An 18,387-nucleotide genomic window follows, 5' to 3' on the forward strand; every position below is an offset into this window, starting at 1 on the left:
ATTCACGAACGCGGCGAACGATTTCCTTGGTTGAAATGCCGTAGCGGTCGTGAAGCGTCGGCAGCGCGCCGGCGTCCAGAAACTCGTCGGGCAGGGCAATCTGCCGAAAGACGGGTGTGACGCCCTCCCGCATGAGCAGGGTGGCGACGCCTTCACCCAGTCCGCCTATTACGGTGTGGTTTTCCGCCACCACCACCAGACGTCCAGCTTGGCGCGCGGCCGCGAGAATTTTCTCATTGTCCAACGGCTTAATCGTCGGCACATGTAGCACCGCGCTGCTTATGCGGTCCGCTTCGAGAGCCGTCGCCGCCTCAAGCACACGCATCGTCATCAGGCCGCTCGAAATGAACAGCACATCCGCGCCTTCACGCAGCAGCCGTGCCTTGCCGATCTCGAACTTATAATCATACTGGTCGAGCACGATCGGAACCTTGCCGCGTAGGAGCCGCATATAGACCGGGCCTTTGTGGTCCGCGATTGCCTCTGTGGCCTGCTCGATATCGATCGCGTCGCATGGATCGATGATCGTCAGGTTCGGCATGCCGCGGAAGATTGCGATGTCCTCCGTCGCCTGATGGCTGGGACCGTAGCCGGTGGTCAGTCCCGGGAGGGCGCAGACAATCTTGACGTCCAGCCTTTCCTCCGCAATTGCCATGCAGATGAAGTCGTAGGCGCGACGCGAGGCGAAGACGGCATAGGTCGTGGCGAAAGGCGTGAAGCCTTCGCGCGCCAGTCCGGCGGCAGCGCTCATCAGAACCTGCTCGGCCATGCCCATCTGAAAAAATCGGTCCGGATGTTCCTGAGCGAAGACGTGAAGGTCGGTGTATTTCGCAAGATCGGCGGAGAGCCCGACGATTTCGCGCCGCTGATGCGCCATCTTGGCCAGCCTGTGGCCGAACGGCGCGCTACGCGTCGCAAAGCCGTCCGGAGCTATCGAAGCGATCATCGCCGACGTGGTCTTGCGCTCGCCCGCCTTGACCGCGCGCCGCGGCACGAATTTTGACAACCTCACTGCGGACGTCCCTTCTCCAGGGCCTCAAGCGCCAGCGTCCATTCATGCGGCTCGACGCGGATGAAATGCGTGATTTCGCGGGCCTCCAGGAAAGGCACACCCTTTGCCATGCGCGTGTCGCAGACGATGATGCGCGGACGCGGCTCCTTGAGGTCTCGGGCAATGTCGAATGCTGCGCGGACCGCCTCGATGTCGTTGCCGTCGACACGCTGCGCGTGCCAGCCGAACGCCTCGAATTTGTCGGTCACCGGCTCGGAGGACAGGGTCGCCGTCGACGGGCCGTCAGCCTGCTGGTTGTTGAAGTCGACGATGGCGATGAGGTTGTCGAGCTTGTGGTGTGCGGCCGACATCGCGGCTTCCCAGGTCGAGCCCTCGCCGAGCTCGCCATCGGACAAGAGATTGTAGACGAAACTGTCGCTCTGCTTGCGCTTCAGTCCCAGGCACATGCCGACGGCGATGCCGAGCCCGTGGCCGAGCGATCCGCCGGTGATTTCCATGCCGGGCGTATAGGCCGCCATCCCGGACATCGGCATGCGGCTGTCGTCGGTACCATATGTCTCGAGCTCTTCCTCCGGTAGCACGCCCGCCTCGATCAGCGCGGCGTAGATCGCGATCGCATAATGCCCGATCGACAGCAGAAAGCGGTCGCGGCCTTCCCATTGCGTGTCATCGGGCCGGTAGCGAAGCGCATGGAAGTAAGCGACCGCGAGCACATCGGCGATACCGAGCGCTTGTCCGACATAGCCCTGGCCCTGGACTTCGCCCATGCGCACGGCATGCCGGCGGATGCGATAGGCGCGTTCGGCAAGGCTGACATTGCTGCCCGCGCGCGGCATCTCGAATTCTGCCGCTCCCTCAGCCATGGATCAGCATCCCGCCATTGACGTCGATCACGGCGCCGGTGATGTAGCTGGCCAGATCCGACGCGAGAAACAGATAGGCGCCGGCCACGTCGCGCGCGTCGCCCAGCCGACTGAGCGGAATCCCCTTGATGATGTCGGCGCGCATGGCCTCGGTCAGCTTGCCGCCGGTGATGTCAGTCTGGATCAGGCCTGGCGTGACGCAGTTGACGCGGATGCGGTCGGGTCCGAATTCGCGCGCCATCGCCTTTGCCAAGCCGAGCACGCCCGCCTTGGCGGCGGAGTAATGCGGGCCGCCGAAAATGCCGCCGCCGCGTTGCGCGGAAACCGATGACATGCAGATGATCGAGCCGCCGCCATTTTCGCGCATGTGTGGAATGAAGGCCTGGCTGAGATAGAGCACGCCGCGCAGATTGACGTCGAGGATGCGATCCCAGTCGGCCGGGCTGATCTCCAGTGTCTTGACCGGCTGGGTGATGCCCGCATTGTTGCAAAGCACATCGATCTTGCCCAAGGCTTCGGTGACTTGCACAGCCGCCCTCTTGCAAGCGTCGCGGTCGGCGACATTGCATGCAAGGCCGATATGGTCGCCTCCGAGCGAAGCGGCGGCGTCACGCGCTTGCCCCTCATCGAGGTCAAGAATCGCGACGCGCGCCCCATGCTCGGCCATCAGCGTTGCCGTGGAGCGGCCGATCCCGCGTGGGCTCGCGGCGCCTGAAATGACCACAGCCTTGCCCTTCAGCAACATGTCGAACTCTCCTGCTATTTCCAATCTCTTTGGCGGATGATCTAGAGCCGGTAGAACCGGGCGGCGTTGTCGTGGAACAGCGCGAGCCGCTCTTCACGCGAATAATGTCGCGTGATCTCCTTGAAGGCGTTCACGATGGCATCGAAGCTCGAGAACAGCTTGTCGACCGGGAAGTTCGTCGCAAACATCGATCGGTGGATGCCGAAGGCGGCGATCGCCTCCTCGACGTAGGGACGGATCGACGCCGTCGTCCATGTCCAGTCGCCCATGCCGAGACCCGAGATCTTGCAGGCGACGTTCGGCGCCTGCGCCAGCTGGCGCATGCCCTTCTTCCAGGCGTCGAAATGCTCGGGTCCGTCGACCTGCATGCCGGTATGGTTGAGAATGATCTGCACGTCGGGAAAGGCGCGCGCCAATTCAAGAAATTCGCCCATCTGCGGATAATAGAGCTGCAGGTCAAAACTCAGCCCGCGCTTCGCCAGCTCTCGGAAGCCACGCCGCCATTCGGGTGTCCGGCTGACCTCCGGCCGCGCCAGATAGGTCTTTGCGGGATCGGCATGATAATTCATCGACTGCCGGATGCCGCGGAAGTTCCGATATTCCATGTGCCGGTCGAGAAGGTCGCCGACATCGGGTTTGGACAGGTCGGCGTAGCCGACGATGCCATGAGGAAAGCCCCGCTGGTCGGCGATGCCTTGCAGCCAGCGCGTCTCCCCGACCGGATCGGCCGGATTGAACCCGACGTCCAGGTGCACCGATTTCACCAGGTTCTGGTTCCTGGCGTCTTCCAGATAATCGTCGATCAGATAGCTCTTGCGGATCGCCTCATAGTCGCCGAAGGCGGCCGGCTTAACGCCATCGGTCAGCCATGGATAATAGTGGGTCTCCAGATCCCAAAGGTGATGATGCGGATCGATGAAAGGCAGTTCGGCCACGGTCGGGGTCCCTCGCTTGCTGCTGGACCCGCCGGCCTCGCCGGCGGGTCCGTTCGAAGGCGGTCAGTTGCTCGGGGGGAAAACGCGGGCGATAACCTTCTTCGCCTCGGGACTGTCGACCTTGTCGGCGGTGACCAATGGCATCACCAGAGCCAGATCCTGGGTCACCTTGCCTCCCGTCAGGGCGTTGTAGACTTGCTGGGTGCCGTCGATTCCTTGGCCGACCGCTTCCTGGAAGAAGATGCCCTGGATCGCCCCCTTCTTCAGCAGCGCAATGGTGGTGGGCGAGCCATCGGCGACGGTGATGCCAACTTTGCCGGTGAGGCCTCGGGTCTCGACCACCTTTGCGGCACCGCTCCCGGCCTCATCATACATGCCGTAGATTGCCTTGACGTCGGGATGTGCAGTCAGCAGGTCGTTTGCCTGAGTGACAGCCTCATTGATGGTGAGGCCCCGGGTTTCAAGCATCTGGACCAGGTCGCAGCCGTCTGCCGCGAACGCCTCCTTGGCGCCCTTGAGATACTTCTGCGCATTCTCCCGGTCCTGCGGCAGCGACAGCATGCCTACCTTGTTGCCGCCGCGCTCCTTGGCGAGATCGCAGGTGAATTTCCCTTGCGCCTTGCCGGTCTCATAATTGTTTGCGGTGACAGAAGATGTGTAGTTGGTTAGTCCCGGCTGCGGACCGATGCCGGCGAAGGCGATCGGCACCTTCTGCTTTTCCAGATAATTGAGCAGCGGCGGCGTCGATGTCGAACTGACCGGACCGATCACGATTGCCGCGACCCCCTTTGTCACGGCCGTCCGCGCATTGTCCATCTGCTTGGCGGGTGAGTTCTCAGAGGTGTACTCGACATAGTCCATGCCGAGTTCCTTGGCCTTCTCCTTCACGCCGTAGCCGACCCATTGCCAGTAGGAGATGTCCAGCGAAGGCGCGATATAGGCGACGGTCTTCTTGTCCTCGGCATATGATGCGCTGGACAAGGCGGACGCCGCCAGTGCTGCAATCAGGATGCTCTTCAACTTCATCTTGGTTCCTCCCGTTGATGATCTAGAGTCGGTTCTTGTTGCTGAAGCGGTCGATCAGGACCGCAAGCAGGATCGCGGCGCCGGTGACGGAGCCTTGCCAGAAGCTGTTGACGCCGATGAGGTTCACGCCGTTCTGGATGCAGGTGATCATCAGCGCGCCGAGCACCGCGCCGATCGCGCTGCCGGTTCCGCCAAAGAGGCTGGCACCGCCGATGACGACCGCGGCAATCGCCTGCAGCATCAGGCTGGCGCCGGCCGTTGCCTCGGCATTGAGGATGTAGCTCGCCGTCAGCAGCCCGGCGAACGAGGCGAGCAGGCCGGAAATGACATAGGCGGCGAATTTGATGCGAAGCACGGGAATGCCGAGCAGCCGGGCTGCAGTCGCCGATGACCCGACAGCATAGAACCAGCGGCCCAGCACGACCTTGCGCAGCACATATTCCAGCACGACCATCAGGACGATGCAGAACAGAAGATGGTTGGGAACGCCGGGGACGATCTCGCCGGAGTTAAGCAGCCAGAAATCCGGCGCACCAATCGGCATCGAACGACCGTTGGTGACGATGAAGGCCAGGCTGCCCGCCACCGCGTAGGTGATGAGGGTGACGACGAAAGGAGCGAGCCTGACGACAGTGACGAGAAAGCCGTTGATCGCGCCGAATACCAGCCCCACGGCCAAGCCTGCCACGCTGGCGGTAAGATCGTCCGCTCCATTGGCCATTGCCAGCGCCGTGACCATTCCAGTCAGCGAGAACACCGAGCCGACCGAAAGATCGATGCCGCCGGTGACCACGACCAAGAAGACGCCGAGCGACATGATGATGAGCGGCGCCGCAGCCTGGATGATGTTTTGGACGTTGCCCATGCTGAGCGCCGCGGGGACGAATATGCCCACCGCCAGCAACAGGACGACAATCGCGCCGGCGATTGCGGCCTCGGTGCGGTAGGACAGAAGAATCCCGGGCGCGCGGGTCCTGGCGGCCCGAGCCTTCTTGGCCGTCGCGGCGCCGTTGGTTGCGTCGGTCATGCTGCCATCCCCGTCAGCTCGGCGAGCCCGTCTTCGGTGAAGCGCTCGTCCGGCAGAAACCCCTTCGGGCGCCCCTCGGTGTCGAAGGCGAAGATCACATCGCATAGCTCGAGCAGCTCGACGTTCTCGGTCGACCACCAGACAATGATTGCTCCCGTATCCGCCATCTCGCGGATCAGCGCGTAGATGTCGTGCTTGGTGCCGATGTCGACGCCGCGCGTCGGCTCTTCCAGCACCACCATGCGCAGCGGCAATCCGAGCCAGCGCGCAACGATCAGCTTCTGCTGGTTGCCGCCGGACAGCGACGCCGGAAGGTCCCAGATCGAACCCGCCTTCAACTTGAGCGCCGAAACCAGATCGGAACATTCCTGCCGTTCGGCGGCGCCGACGATCCGCCGGTTGTCGCGAACCCTGCGCGCGGCAAGCACGTTGTCGACGATCGGAAGCTGCGAAAGGATGCCCTTCGCTGCCCGGTCACCCGAGACGAAGCCGATGCCCGCGCGCGCCGCCGCGGCCGGGGAGGGGAAGCCATCTGCGAGACCCTCGCCGGAGAGGCGCCAGCCGGCGCCCTCTCCCGCGCCGACGAGGGGATCGATCAGGCCCGTCGGACCCGCCGGTGCGCCGGCCAGCCCCAAGATGGTGCCGGGCCAGATTTCCAAAATGGCGCCGTCGGGCCCCAGCAACTCCACCGGCGTACCCTCTCGGCTGCGCTCCCGCCGCTTGAGCTGCGCGCCGGAACGGTGGGTCGATTGCCCCATCTGCTGGATGATCTCGGCGTCGCTCAGCGAGGCAAGCGGCGTCCCATTCGCCACAGTGATGCCGTCCCGCAGGATGGTGCAAACATCGCAGAGCTCGCGGATTTCCCGCATCCTGTGCGAGACGAATACGATTCCGATACCCTCGTCGCGCGCCAAACGCTTCAGCACGGAGAAAAGCTTGGCCGTCTCGCCTGCGGTCAGGTTGGCGGTGGGCTCGTCGAGAAGCAGCACTTCGGCGCCCGTTGAAAGCGCGCGAGCGATCTCCACGATTTGCCCTTCATGCAGGGACAATTTGGCCGCCGGGAGGTCCACGATCTCCTCGCCGATCGCCGCATCGATCAGGCGTAGCGCATTGAGCGCGATGTCGCGCATGCGGCGGCGGCTGCTCTGCGACAGGCCGGACTTCGCATGCACGATACCGATGTTTTCCGCGACCGACAGTTCGGGCAGCAGCGCCAGCTCCTGATGCACCACCGCTATGATCGGGCCGCCCCGGCCGAGCTTTGCCGACGTGAAGGCGACCTCGCCGGCATCGCGGGAGGTAAGGCCTGTGATGATGCGGATGAGGGTACTCTTGCCGGCGCCGTTGCCGCCCAGCAGCGCATGTATTTCACCTGCCCAGACCTGAAAGCTCACGCCGCGCAGGACGCGGGTTGCGCCGTAGCTCTTCTCGACATTGGCAGCGTCGATCAGAGGCGTCCTGATCGATACCTGTGCGGCCGCGCTCACATTGCCGGCGACGCCCAGGCCCTGGGCCGTTTCCATCCTGCATCTCCTCCCGAGATCGCAGGGATGATGCGACCGATTGACATTCGGCTCAATTCTCGTTTCTTAACATTCTGTGTAGCTGAACTTAACTGACGATCACGATATGTCGGACATCAAGTTCAAGTCGATGGCGCATTTCGAAGCCGTTGCGCGCCTCGGCGGCGTGGCGAAAGCGGCGCAGGAATTGCAGGTGACGCCTTCGGCCGTCAGCCAGCAACTGCGCTTGCTCGAGCACCAGTTGGGCGTGCGGCTGTTCCAGCGCGAAAAACGCCACCTTTCCCTGACGATCGACGGGGAGCGGCTCTACCAGACCACCACGCAAGCCTTCGAATCCATCCGCGAGGTTCGAAACGCCATCGTTCGGCAGCGCGAGAGCTTTCAACTCAGCCTCCGGGTCAGCCCGTCCTTTGGCGAAAAATGGCTGGCGCCGCGGTTGGCTGAATTCAGCAAGGACTATCCGACCTGGAATCTGCGGGTCGACGCGACGCCCAATTTTTCGGATTTCGAAACCGAGGTCATTGATCTCGATCTTCGCTACGGCGACGGGGGCTGGGCCGGCCTTTATTCGGATTGCGTGGTCAACGACCTGATCCTGCCGATGTGCTCGCCTTCTTATCTCAACGAACTGCAGAGGCTTTCATCCGACCCGCGCGAGCAGCTGCGCCAGGCAAGACTGATCGACAGCGTGAAGGCCTATTTCCGCTGGGATTACTGGCTGCCGCGTAACGGTGTCCAGGGCGCGCGCATGACCTATCCCTATCGTTTCGACCGCTCCTCGATGTCGGTTCAGCTGGCGAAGGATGGAGCGGGCGTGGTTCTGGAAAGCACGTCAATCGCGTTCGAGGACCTTGTTTCGGGCGCTTTGGTGCCCGTCTCGACCGAGTTCGACGTGATAGAGTTCCCCGGATACTGGCTTGTCTGTCCTTCGCGGCATATGAACCGGCGCGCGGTGCGCCTGTTTTCGGAATGGGTGTCGCGGGTCGGCAGGCGCGACACGGACCGCGCCCGGCATTTTATGTCCGAGTTGGGACTGCGCATATCGTTTGAACGACGGCCTCATTTCGGACTGCGGGATGACAAGCCCGCGGCCATGGCTTGAAGAAGGATATCTGGCACTCTTGCTGGATGCGGCACGCCTGAGGATTGGAAGCGCCGATCGCGCCTGGCCTCTTTTCGACCAGATCCATCTCTTCCAAATGTCGTGAGCTGCTCGGCTCAGTGCAATCGTGCCAACCATTGCCAGCTGTGCCTCGGGCGTAATCGCCTAGGAACCTGAACACCGGCGATACCTATTGATTTCCAGGCTGCGGAGCTCCTCCACAACCCAAGTAGGCCTCCCAAGAGAACCTGCGACTGGGCTTGGCTAACGACCGGCTTGCAAATCCCATCCGTGCGCGTTAGTGTATGCAGAATTCAGTATGCAGTCGAAGGCTGGCAGGTATGAGATCTCAGACGGTGGCCTCAACTTCGAAAGACGAGCAACAGCCAGGAGACCGGGCAGGTGTGGATGCCGACACCTTTCGTGGCATATTCGGTGGCTTTCCCAGTGGCGTAACCATCGTCTCCGCAACCGACTCCGGTGGGGCACCGGTCGGGTTGACCGTTAGTGCAGTGATGTCCCTGTCGCTGAGCCCCCCGCAGCTGGTCATATGTCTGCAATCGTCAAAATACACGCTTCAGGTCATCCGGGCCCAGAAGCGTTTCGCGGTGAATTTTCTGGCCAGTGATCAGTCGTGGATCTCAGATCAGTTCGCGTTCGGGCAGGGCGATAAGTTCGGCGGAATAGATTGGGCCTTTGGGGAAACCACGGGTGCTCCCGTGATCAAGGACGTGCGAGCATATGCGGAATGTCAGGTGGATTCCCTGATTGAATCCGGCGACCATACGATTGTCGTTGGGCGCCTCGTCGCCGGCGGCACAGCCGATGCTTCTCCTTTGGTTTATCACGCTCGCAATTACGCTTTGCTTTCGGCCCATCCTGGAAGCTCTCGCAAGGCACCTTCGGACCGGCCCAACAACAAGTAGGCGCACAATCGCCGCATCGCATCGCAACTAGGCACAGGTTGTGCCGAACCACGGATTTGAGCGACGGTCGGCTTTCATGACCAACATGGCGCCGCCGCCGTTTAGGTAGGGAGCACAGTTTGACCGTGCAGGAACTCAAAGTGAATGCAGCGCTTGGCGTACAGGCTTACACGACGGTCAAGAGTCTGATCATCGAGGGCAATTTGCGACCCGGTGAACTGATCTCCGAAAGCGACCTTGCAAAGCGTCTGGACATCGGCGGACCGCTGATCAGGGCGGCGTTGGAGCGATTGGTTGAAGATGGTCTCGTCAATCAAGTAGACGCGGAATTCCTGCAGGTGGCGGCGCTCGACAGAAAATACATCGACGATGTCTACCAGGTAACCAAGGCGCTTGAGATACAAGTCGCAGTACAGTCGATGGACCGCATACCGGCAGACGCGATCGAGGCGTTTGCGATGGTGCTCGAAAACATCCGGCCGGACATAGAAGCGGGCAAGCCGTATCCGGTTCGCGAGGCCTATGAGCATCTGCAGCGCATGTTCCTCACATATTGCGAGAACGATCTTATCTGCTTGATACTGGCACGGCTTCAGGATCATCTGACCCGCGTCAGGCTAGCCAGTCGCGCCACCGATGACCGCCAATGGCTGCACATAGAATATTGGGTCATGAAGGACGAACTCGATGCGCTTCGTGCGCGCGACGTCAACAGGCTGACCACAACGCTTTCCGCGCACATGGACATGTTCCGGCGCTGGATACTCCAAAGCTGGATCTCACCCGATCAAGTCGAGAAAGGCTGACGGCTTTTCGCAGGGCAAAACCGCGCTGCCGTCAACACACAGGTCCGGCCGGTCACCAATCGGGCCTCCCCGGCGTCGTTTCCTTCCTGCTTCACATCGTCGAGCTTTAAGGGATCTCCATGGAAGCGCCCGGAGCGAGATTCCTGGCTGTGGCTGTTGAGAACCGATGCTGCCCGCCGGCGTCCTCAACATAGCTCATGACGGACGAGACTCCTCAAGAGGCAAGTCTTCTTGCAAATGGCAGCCCCTATGCTCGATCCATCGCCAGTCACGATCGCGACCTCGTGACGTGGTTCGCTGCCCTGTCCACAGGCGGGTCTTGGGAAACGCTCACAACTCGAATGGAATGAACACGCTTCCGGCCTCGGCTGACCGGAGCGCAGTGAACATGAAGCCAACGCCCCGTGCCCCGTCGTGAACGGTGGGGAAGTCTCCATTATGGGGCGTATTTCGACCTTCCGAAATTGCTCGCGCCACCGCTGAATAAATGTTGGCGAACGCCTCGAGATAACCTTCGGGATGGCCGGCAGGAATTCTGGAGGCCGCTTTCGCTCCGGCGCTGACGCCCGCGCCGCCGCGGGCAAAGACAACCGGCTGCTGCCCGGATGCGGTAAAGGTGAGTTGTTCGGGATGCTCTTGCTGCCAAGCGATCGCGGCATCGGATCCGAACACACGCAGCGCAAGGCCATTTGGACAGCCGTGAGCTATCGAAGTGGTCCAAAGGGCTCCGCGGGCGCCACCTTCGAAGCGTAGCAACATGTTGACATGGTCGTCGAGCGGATTGCGCAAGCTGGCCAAATCCGCAGCGAGCGCTTCGACGCGGAGCCCGCTGACATATTCGGCCAGATGGAATGCATGCGTCCCAAGCGACGCCACGACACCGAGGGCCCCTGTCTTGGTCTGGTCGTGCTGCCATTCCTTCTTGCCGAAGGCCTGCGTCTGGTACTGATGCGCATACTCAACCTGCACGGATAGGACCTGGCCCAGTCTGCCCCCGGCGATCATGTCCCTTGCCATCCGCACCATGGGATAGCCCGAATAGGTGTATGTCACGGCAAGCAATCGACCAGTTTCCGCCACCCTTGCGCTCAGGGCGCTGGCATGCTCGCGGCTCACCACTAGGGGCTTGTCACAGATCACGTGGATGCCCTTGGCAAGAAACGCATCGGCAATTTCATAGTGGGTTTCGTTGAACGTACAGATCGTGACGGCGTCGATGCCGTCCGGGCGCTCAGCCTCGCGAGCAGCCATTTCGGTGTGGTCCGCATAGGCCCTTTGGGGATCGATGAAGAGGTCTCGCGCGACCTGTCTGGTCCGCTCCAGGTTGCGCGAGAAGACGCCCGCGACCAGCTCCCAACGACCGTCCAGGCGCGCTGCCGACGCGTGGCTGGGGCCGATCGAACTGCTGCCGCCTCCCCCCACCATGCCCAGCCGCAGCCTTCGTCCGAATGTATTTGTGTCCGTCATCGGAGTCTCTCCAGTTGGATTTTCAATCGCGATCGATCGAGAACAGGCCCCGCACAGCAGGCGCCCGAGCGCTTTAACCGGGCGGGAACGCGGGGCTCAGCATGCATCGCGGCATATGCTCTCCCTCATCAGGCGTGGCGTTAGAACGCGAGCTTCAGTTATCGACTAACGGGAGTGATTGTGTATTCAGTATTCAATCCGAATGGGCCTCACTGTCAAGTGGACATTGCGGCCGCTTCCACCATTGGGCGACCAGGAAGCAGAGCAGTTCTGAGGACTTTGATGATTGAGCAGGCGAGTGTTGACAGTCTGAATCGCCGATTGCATACTGAATGCCATTTGGAACGCTGATTGACCATGCGAGCTGCGATGGCGCGTGAGGCCGGTCCTGGGCGATTTCGTTGAGTGATGGGGCGCGCCATGGCTGAAAAGAAGAATAGGCTGATCCTGCATTCCTCCGTGGCTTGGAACGTGCCCCTGGTCATGGATATCGATGTGGCCCGGACGGTCGGTTTCGACGGCATAGATCCATCATCTAGGAAGCTGCGGGGCTTCCTGGATGCCGGGTTCACCGAAGAGGAATTGGTCGCCAAGCTCGACGGCATCGACATACCGGGTTTTGGCGCCGTCTTCGATATTGAGAGGCGAGGCGTGTCAGAAGCCGATTTGATGATCGAGGCGGAGTCCACCTTCAGACTGGCACACCTCGTCGGAGCAGGAGGCGTACAGGTGATGACGGGCCCAGTGGATGTCCGGGCCGTTGTGGCGCATACTAATGGCGAGCACACTGATCTCTACAAAGGGATGCTCGGCTTTCCTCGCCAGGAGCAGATCGCAGTCACCGTCAAGAACCTCTCTCGCATCGCTGACGTGGCCGCGCAGTTCGATCTGCTTCTCTATCTCGAGCCGATGTCATGGACGCCGTTAAACAAAATCGCCGACAATGTGGAGATTATCGACCGATGCGGTCGCGACAATGTCCGATTGATTGTCGATTATTGGCATTGCTTCACAGCCGGTGACACCCCTGACGAGGTCGCCAGTCTGAGCAAGGATCTGCTCTACGGCGTTCACATAAGCGACTCGCGTCCATTTGCTGGCGGCATCCCGATCGAGGACGATCTGCGCGACATCGAAATGGGATCCGGTGTCATCGATCTGAAATTGTGGACGGACGCTGTCAAGGCCACCGGATATGAGGACTGGTGGGGTTGCGAGTCCTTCAGTCGAAAATGGCATCAGGGAAATGCCTACGAGGTTGGACGGGAGGTGCACAGGCAGATGAAGCAACTGGTGCAGGAGTAGCGGCCTTCTCTCCCGCGGTTCGGGAATGAACCTGGTAATCGGCGACCTTGCGAGCGAAAATCGGTATCCTGTCGGCTGGATGCAATCTGATCCCGATGATAGTATGAACTCGATTAGTGTTGGAGGTCGCAAAATGTCGAGGCTTCTGGTGGCAATGACATCCGTCCCGAGCTCATGCGGTTTTGGGACTTACGGTCACGAGCGGCTGTGGCACGAGCGTTGGAAGGCGACCTTAACCGCGCTTTTTCGTGTTGCTCCGACATTGCCGAGGAAGGGCTAAAGCGACGTCCTAGCCAACTTGTTGAACGGCCACTTCTCGACTGTTCGCGGACTGCGCCTGCCGAGCCAAAGGCCGACAAGTGCATCCACTAGCACCCTTGCCAGTATTCAGCAGCCTCTCCATTATCCTTCAAGCGATTCGAGGCTTCGACCGAAAAGGAAAATCATGCAGGAGGTTGAGCGCAACATACCATTAGGGGAGCGGGTCTACGACATCATCAAGAAGATGATCACCGATGGCGAACTACCGCCCAACCAGGTGGTGCCTGAAAGTGTTTTGGCCAAGCAACTCGGAGTTAGTCGCTCTCCGGTCAAGGCAGCACTGACCCGCCTGCAGGAAGACGGACTGGTTGTGGGAGAAGCATGGAAGGTACCCTACGTCGCTCCGCTTGACGCGAAATATGTCAGCAACGCGTATCAAGTCCGTAAGGCTTTGGATTCGCAGTGTGCGATTCAGGCTATTGGCAACATCCCGGCCGCCCGGATCGAAGAATTCGGAGTTCTGCTCGACAAGGCGCAGCAATCATTGGATACCAACGACCCCTCGCCGGTGAGGGACGCATTTTTCTTTCTTCAGAGTATGTTGCGTGAATATTGCGACAACGATTTGCTCCGAAGCATGCAGGGCAAGTTGAATGATCACCTGACCCGCATCCGCAAGGTCATTCATTCCACGAATGATGGCGAATGGCTGAAGATTGAATACTGGATGCTGAAGGATCAACTCGAGGCATTGAGATCCCGTGACTCCGCTCGTCTTGTGGCAGCCTTGAACAATCAGCACGATCAATTCGTGCGGTGGCTTTTCAAAAATTGGAGCCTATAGAAGAGGTATCTGGCGATCGGCTGGCATGGCCATATCGCGTCTGACATCTCTGTGACGGCGCGGCGCCCCTGATGTGCCGTCTGCGGCGAGTTCGCTATCTCAAACAACTCCTCCTGGCCTTTGAGTGCGGTCAGAAACGGCTATGGCTTGCGAGCTCGTGCGGCGGGAGCAGAGTACGGCCTGCAGAATGAGCCGGCGGTGCCGTGCGCTGGGCGTCACGGTTAAAAGTTGAGCTGGCTTCCGCCGATCTCGCTGCAACTTGGAAACCTCGCGGTTTTTGGCGGCGCTATGAGTGCGCGAGTTCAGCTCTATTCACCTTGCCCCTCGCGATAACTCGAAGCATACGAGAATATTGCAGGCAATCCGCCTGTGTGCAGGAAAACGGTCCGGTCAGATTTGTTGATCCGCCCGCTTTGAATATCAGCTACCAGACCCGAAAAGCCCTTTCCCGAATAGACCGGGTCGACGAGAATACCTTCGGTTCTGGCAAGCAACGCCGCCGTCTCCTGCGCGACTGCCGCGGGTTTGCCGTAGTCCTCTCCGACGAATTCTGTAGAGTTGTGGATGCGCTCGGGACCGAGGTCCAGCCTGAAGCCGAGCAGTTCGGCAGCCGCGCGGCATCTGCTGGCGATTTCAACAGGGGCCTCATAGGCCTCGTTACGTGCATCCATCGGGTTGATGCCGCAGATCTTTACACCATGGCCCAGCAATTCGGCTGCGGCCTGAAGGCCAGCCTGTGTGCTGACTTGAGAAGTGACGTATATGTGGGTGGGCAAAGGTTCGCCCAGAGTTTCGAACTGCTCCACGAGTTCAAGATAGGCTCCGATATATGCGACCGCCGCTAGGGTCAGTGCGCGCTCGGCACCCATGCCGAGGATCATCGGCCTGCGGCCGCTGGCCTCAAGCCGCGCGGCCATGTCCTGCTTAGCCTGCTTTACCGATGCGCCGGCTTCGATGGGGACAATCGTCGCCCCGAACCGACGCGCGATCAACTGATTGCCCTGCACATGCTCGAATTGCGCGTCTTTTCGCGGCATTAAAATGCACTCAATTCCAAGTCGGGCCGCGGCGGCAGCCAATTGGCGCGACTGGTTCGATTGTGAGGCTGCCCCCTGGATCACCACGTCGACACCACGGCTCAGCGCATCGCCGAGAATGTATTCATGCTGGCGGACCTTGTTGCCGCCAAAGGCCAGTCCCGTGCAGTCGTCGCGCTTGAACCAGATCTTTGGGCCGTCCAGTTCGGCCGCCAGCCTGGGGCAGGGATCAAGCGGTGTGGGGAGATGCGCGAGGCGGGCGCGCGGCAGTTGCGCCAGTGCTCGGGCAATATCGGCTCTTGAGACGGGTGACACGGGATGCGACATCGGTTGAAGCCCAATCGAGAAAGAGAAATAAGCCGACTTACAGCTGCTTATGAAATCCGAACGCCGGTTGCGCGGTCAAAAAGGCTCAAGCACGATACATCGATGCGCAGGCGCGCTGGACCAGGTTGCGAGATAGAGCCCGCGCTGAGCAGCGCCGACTGCTCGACGCCACCGTGGTGGAAGATCACAACATCATGGGCGCCGGTGGGCTCGATCAGAGTGACATCGACTTCTATGTCGACCTCTGCGTCGCCAACATCGCCGGTAGCAAGTGCAATGTGCTCAGGCCGGAACGCGACGGTCACCTGACGTTCTTGCGCCTTCGCCACAGCGCGAAATTCTTCGGGAACGGGAAGCTGGGTATTGGCGCCATCGAGCAAAAGCCCTCCGCCACGCATGACAGCGGGCGCCAGGTTGATTTTTGGACTACCAATAAAGCTGGCAACGAAAAGGTTTGCGGGTTTGTTGTAAACCTCGCTGGGAGTGCCAAGCTGTTGCACCGCCCCTTTCTCCAGTATCGCAATCCGTGTGGCCAGCGTCATCGCCTCTATTTGATCGTGCGTTACATAGACAGTGGTCCGACCCATGCGCTGGTGAAGCTTCTTCAGCTCAGTTCGCATCTCCACCCTCAAAAGCGCATCGAGGTTGGACAACGGTTCATCGAACAGGAAGAGCGCCGGTTCGCGGACCAGCGCGCGCCCGATTGCAACGCGTTGGCGCTGACCGCCCGATAGTTGCCCCGGTTTGCGATCGAGCAAGTGTCCTATCTGTAACAGACGCGCGACTTGCTCCACCGCCTTCTCGCGCTCCGGGCGAGGCAGCTTGCGCATCTCCAGGGGAAAGGCGATGTTGCCGCGCACGGTCATCGACGGATAGAGCGCGTAGGATTGAAACACCATTGCGATGTCACGGCTCTGACAAGGCACGTCATTGAGGACGCGGGAGCCAAGCCTGATCTCGCCGGAGTTGATTCTGTGCAGTCCGGCGATGGCATGCAGCAAAGTCGACTTGCCGCAGCCCGATGGTCCAAGCAGGACCAGAAACTCGCCAGAGGCTACCTCGATGTTGATGTCCCGCAGGACATGCAGCTGGGCGCCGTAGTGCTTGTTTACCTTGTCGAGTGTGAGCGAAGACATCGGCCGTTCCTTTGAGAAGCCCGGGCTTCAGCGTGAAGTAGGGTGCGCCCGCTCGCACGGGCGCCATTCCCTCTTCAGGTTGCAATAAGTCGACATTCGCAGGGCAGCGCCGGCGGTGGATCGTTTCTTGTCACCCATCCTTTCCGGTTTCGTTACTGCAGGGTCTGTCTGGCGATGAGCAATGCCAGCAGGTCTTGCTCTTCGGCGGACAAATCCGTCAGCGGCGGGCGAACCGCCCCTGCGTCAAAACCTTTCAACCGGACGCCGGCCTTGATCGCCGCCACCGCGTAGCCCTTGGCGCGATTGCGGATTGCCATGAACGGATAGAAGAAGTCGTTGAGCAGGGCTTCGCAGCGGGCGCGTTCGCCGGCTCGAAGGGCGCGGTAGAACTCCTGCGCCAGGGCCGGAACGAAATTGAACACCGCGGAAGAGTACGTTGTGAAGCCCGCGCCAAGATAGGCTTCCGCAAAGAGCTCTGCCGTGGGCATCCCACCAAGGTAAGTAAGCCTGTCACCCAGCTTTGCGGTGATTTGCCGGATTGCGCCGATATCACCGGTGCCATCCTTGAAGCCGATTAGGTTGGGACAGGCATCGCAAAGCCGTGCCAGCGTGTCGGCCTGGATAACGGAGTTGTCACGGTTATAGACCATGACGCCGATATCGATCGACTGACAGACCCTGCGAACGTGCTCGTACAGTCCTTGCTGCGGAGCATCGATCAGATAGTGCGGCAAAAGCAAGATGCCGTCGGCGCCCGCCTTCTGCGCGGCTTTGGCGGTGGTGACGGCGATCTCCGTGCCATAGCCACATCCTGAAACGATTGCGGTGTCGCCCGCCGCCTCCTTGGCTGCCAGGACGACTTGCGGGACCTCTTCAGGCGTCAAAGAGAAGAACTCGCCGGTGCCGCCTGCTGCGAAGAGCACCGGCGCCTTGAAGCTGGAGAGCCAGGAAACATGCGATTTGTAGCTTTCGGGAGCGAAGCGGCCCTGAGCGTCGAAGTGGGTTACCGGAAAGGACAACAAACCTGATCCCAGAGCAGCTTTTATATCGGTTGGCGTCATTGCAATTCCTCTTTTTATTTGGCTGGCGTTCGAAGACAGTGGTCAGGGGAGCGGCCGTGGCGCTGCATCTGCGAATCCGGTCACATCGAGCACGGCCTTGCCGCGGAACCCGGATTGCAAAACGGCCGCGGCCGCAGCAGGCAAGGTCTCCCACGGTTGACGCATCTGGATGCAGGTTTTGATCGCGCCGCGCTGCAGAAGCCCGAGCAATTGTGTGAGCAGCACGCCGACATGACGTTCGCCGATGGCGAAGCCCTGAATTGTGCCGCCGGTTTTCATCAGATGGTCGAAATCGGCGAACACCGCGTCTTGACCTGCGCTCCAGCCAAGGGATTGCAAACTGCCGCCAGCATTGAGCAGGCACGCTGCCTGCACGAGGGACGGGCCGCCCAAGGTTTCGATGACGAGATCTGCGCCCTTGACGTCGCGAAGCTTGGTGAAAACGTCATGGGCGCCCAGCGAGACAAGAAGCTCGCGATCGCCTTCAGCGCGCGTTACCGCGCTGACCCTGGCGCCTCCCAGGCGCGCCAGTTGAATCGCAAACTGGCCGACGCTGCCCGATGCGCCGGTGATCACTACCGTTCGCCCCAAGAGGGGACCGCCGCGCTTCAGAGCGGCCAGAGCGGTCGTGGCGGCGGTGGCCAGCGTTGCGGCACGGCCGAGATCGACATCTGCGGGAATGACGGCGACATCCCTGCAATCGGCAATGCGACATTGCGCCCAGCCACCGGAGAGGGCACGCGCAACCACTCGCGTTCCAAGCGGCAGCCCCCGTGCCCCGGCTCCGACCTGGCTGATCACACCTGCCGTGTCCCAGCCGGGGACAAAGCCTTCGGCAAATCCCCCATGAATCGCGCGACGCGATTCGCCGCGATTGAGCGCGATTGCGCCAACATCGATGGCGACCTCGCCCGGACCCGGACTGGGCCGGTTTCGTTCCGCCAATCTCAACCCGGTTGGGGTCGCTTGATAGGCAAGCATGGG

General features: G+C 60.9%; 17 protein-coding genes. 5 read left to right on the forward strand and 12 right to left on the reverse strand.

Annotation, left to right across the window (positions count from 1 at the left end; genetic code table 11):
• The 7 genes from EN745_RS07260 to EN745_RS07290 all read right to left on the reverse strand — a co-directional run.
• Positions 1-1,012: transketolase family protein (locus tag EN745_RS07260; protein WP_210213736.1), on the reverse strand; the 1,012-nt coding region annotated here is incomplete at its 3' end.
• Positions 1,009-1,848, reverse strand: coding sequence for a transketolase (locus EN745_RS07265; protein ID WP_127420898.1), 840 nt, complete (start codon positions 1,846-1,848; stop codon positions 1,009-1,011). The genes EN745_RS07265 and EN745_RS07260, both read right to left, overlap by 4 nt.
• A 19-nt stretch (positions 1,849-1,867) precedes the next feature.
• The gene (locus EN745_RS07270; protein ID WP_127420876.1) at positions 1,868-2,620 is read right to left on the reverse strand and encodes an SDR family NAD(P)-dependent oxidoreductase; all 753 of its coding nucleotides are present in this window, start codon (positions 2,618-2,620) and stop codon (positions 1,868-1,870) included.
• 41 nt (positions 2,621-2,661) lie between these two features.
• Positions 2,662-3,555 carry an amidohydrolase gene (locus EN745_RS07275; RefSeq protein ID WP_127420877.1) on the reverse strand — a complete coding sequence of 298 codons (894 nt, stop codon included), beginning with the start codon at positions 3,553-3,555 and terminating at the stop codon, positions 2,662-2,664.
• Positions 3,556-3,618: 63 nt separating this feature from the next.
• Positions 3,619-4,581: a substrate-binding domain-containing protein gene (locus EN745_RS07280; RefSeq protein ID WP_127420878.1), complete on the reverse strand. Its 963-nt coding sequence runs from the start codon at positions 4,579-4,581 to the stop codon at positions 3,619-3,621.
• A gap of 22 nt (positions 4,582-4,603) precedes the next feature.
• Complete coding sequence (locus EN745_RS07285; RefSeq protein WP_127420879.1) at positions 4,604-5,608, reverse strand: ABC transporter permease; 1,005 nt, start codon at positions 5,606-5,608, stop codon at positions 4,604-4,606.
• A complete protein-coding gene (locus EN745_RS07290) occupies positions 5,605-7,131 on the reverse strand; it encodes a sugar ABC transporter ATP-binding protein (protein ID WP_127420880.1) in 1,527 nt (508 codons plus the stop codon). Before EN745_RS07290 ends, EN745_RS07285 begins: the two co-directional genes overlap by 4 nt.
• Positions 7,132-7,237: 106 nt before the next feature.
• Between EN745_RS07290 and EN745_RS07295 the strand changes: the two genes are divergently transcribed.
• The 3 genes from EN745_RS07295 (at position 7,238) to EN745_RS07305 (ending at position 9,965) form a co-directional block, all read left to right on the forward strand.
• Complete coding sequence (locus tag EN745_RS07295; protein WP_127420881.1) at positions 7,238-8,233, forward strand: LysR substrate-binding domain-containing protein; 996 nt, start codon at positions 7,238-7,240, stop codon at positions 8,231-8,233.
• Positions 8,234-8,637: 404 nt separating this feature from the next.
• The gene (locus EN745_RS07300) at positions 8,638-9,159 is read left to right on the forward strand and encodes a flavin reductase family protein (protein WP_189362983.1); all 522 of its coding nucleotides are present in this window, start codon (positions 8,638-8,640) and stop codon (positions 9,157-9,159) included.
• A 125-nt stretch (positions 9,160-9,284) separates the two neighbouring features.
• A complete protein-coding gene (locus EN745_RS07305) occupies positions 9,285-9,965 on the forward strand; it encodes a GntR family transcriptional regulator (RefSeq protein WP_245487662.1) in 681 nt (226 codons plus the stop codon).
• 330 nt (positions 9,966-10,295) lie between these two features.
• Here the strand turns inward: EN745_RS07305 and EN745_RS07310 are convergent, their stop codons facing one another.
• Positions 10,296-11,432: a Gfo/Idh/MocA family oxidoreductase gene (locus tag EN745_RS07310; protein ID WP_127420884.1), complete on the reverse strand. Its 1,137-nt coding sequence runs from the start codon at positions 11,430-11,432 to the stop codon at positions 10,296-10,298.
• 420 nt (positions 11,433-11,852) lie between these two features.
• Here EN745_RS07310 and EN745_RS07315 point away from each other — a divergent pair, with 420 nt between their 5' ends.
• A complete protein-coding gene (locus EN745_RS07315; protein WP_127420885.1) occupies positions 11,853-12,737 on the forward strand; it encodes a sugar phosphate isomerase/epimerase family protein in 885 nt (294 codons plus the stop codon).
• Between the two features lie 445 nt (positions 12,738-13,182).
• Complete coding sequence (locus EN745_RS07320; RefSeq protein WP_127420886.1) at positions 13,183-13,842, forward strand: GntR family transcriptional regulator; 660 nt, start codon at positions 13,183-13,185, stop codon at positions 13,840-13,842.
• 308 nt (positions 13,843-14,150) lie between these two features.
• On the opposite strand, the gene EN745_RS07325 is transcribed toward EN745_RS07320, so the two are convergent.
• From EN745_RS07325 to EN745_RS07340, 4 genes are all read right to left on the reverse strand, one after another.
• Positions 14,151-15,206, reverse strand: a complete 1,056-nt coding sequence (locus EN745_RS07325; protein ID WP_127420887.1) for a pyridoxal-phosphate dependent enzyme — start codon at positions 15,204-15,206, stop codon at positions 14,151-14,153.
• 47 nt (positions 15,207-15,253) lie between these two features.
• Positions 15,254-16,342, reverse strand: a complete 1,089-nt coding sequence (locus EN745_RS07330) for an ATP-binding cassette domain-containing protein (protein WP_127420888.1) — start codon at positions 16,340-16,342, stop codon at positions 15,254-15,256.
• A gap of 152 nt (positions 16,343-16,494) precedes the next feature.
• Positions 16,495-17,403: a 5-dehydro-4-deoxyglucarate dehydratase gene (kdgD, locus tag EN745_RS07335; protein WP_127420889.1), complete on the reverse strand. Its 909-nt coding sequence runs from the start codon at positions 17,401-17,403 to the stop codon at positions 16,495-16,497.
• 42 nt (positions 17,404-17,445) lie between these two features.
• Positions 17,446-18,384 (reverse strand): zinc-binding dehydrogenase, encoded by a 939-nt coding sequence (locus EN745_RS07340; RefSeq protein WP_127420890.1) that lies wholly within the window; start codon positions 18,382-18,384, stop codon positions 17,446-17,448.
• Positions 18,385-18,387: the final 3 nt, after the last annotated feature.

The organism is Mesorhizobium sp. M4A.F.Ca.ET.022.05.2.1 (genome assembly GCF_003998845.1).
Classification (GTDB): Bacteria; Pseudomonadota; Alphaproteobacteria; order Rhizobiales; family Rhizobiaceae; genus Mesorhizobium.

What these genes read in the sequence shown, in the direction of transcription:
- EN745_RS07315 (WP_127420885.1), top strand. Translation starts at nt 11,853, where the DNA reads ATGGCTGAAAAGAAGAATAGGCTGATCCTGCATTCCTCCGTGGCTTGG.
- EN745_RS07340 (WP_127420890.1), bottom strand. Translation starts at nt 18,384, where the DNA reads ATGCTTGCCTATCAAGCGACCCCAACCGGGTTGAGATTGGCGGAACGA.
- EN745_RS07290 (WP_127420880.1), bottom strand. Translation starts at nt 7,131, where the DNA reads ATGGAAACGGCCCAGGGCCTGGGCGTCGCCGGCAATGTGAGCGCGGCC.
- EN745_RS07285 (WP_127420879.1), bottom strand. Translation starts at nt 5,608, where the DNA reads ATGACCGACGCAACCAACGGCGCCGCGACGGCCAAGAAGGCTCGGGCC.
- kdgD (WP_127420889.1), bottom strand. Translation starts at nt 17,403, where the DNA reads ATGACGCCAACCGATATAAAAGCTGCTCTGGGATCAGGTTTGTTGTCC.
- EN745_RS07330 (WP_127420888.1), bottom strand. Translation starts at nt 16,342, where the DNA reads ATGTCTTCGCTCACACTCGACAAGGTAAACAAGCACTACGGCGCCCAG.
- EN745_RS07270 (WP_127420876.1), bottom strand. Translation starts at nt 2,620, where the DNA reads ATGTTGCTGAAGGGCAAGGCTGTGGTCATTTCAGGCGCCGCGAGCCCA.
- EN745_RS07320 (WP_127420886.1), top strand. Translation starts at nt 13,183, where the DNA reads ATGCAGGAGGTTGAGCGCAACATACCATTAGGGGAGCGGGTCTACGAC.
- EN745_RS07280 (WP_127420878.1), bottom strand. Translation starts at nt 4,581, where the DNA reads ATGAAGTTGAAGAGCATCCTGATTGCAGCACTGGCGGCGTCCGCCTTG.
- EN745_RS07325 (WP_127420887.1), bottom strand. Translation starts at nt 15,206, where the DNA reads ATGTCGCATCCCGTGTCACCCGTCTCAAGAGCCGATATTGCCCGAGCA.
- EN745_RS07310 (WP_127420884.1), bottom strand. Translation starts at nt 11,432, where the DNA reads ATGACGGACACAAATACATTCGGACGAAGGCTGCGGCTGGGCATGGTG.
- EN745_RS07295 (WP_127420881.1), top strand. Translation starts at nt 7,238, where the DNA reads ATGTCGGACATCAAGTTCAAGTCGATGGCGCATTTCGAAGCCGTTGCG.
- EN745_RS07265 (WP_127420898.1), bottom strand. Translation starts at nt 1,848, where the DNA reads ATGCCGCGCGCGGGCAGCAATGTCAGCCTTGCCGAACGCGCCTATCGC.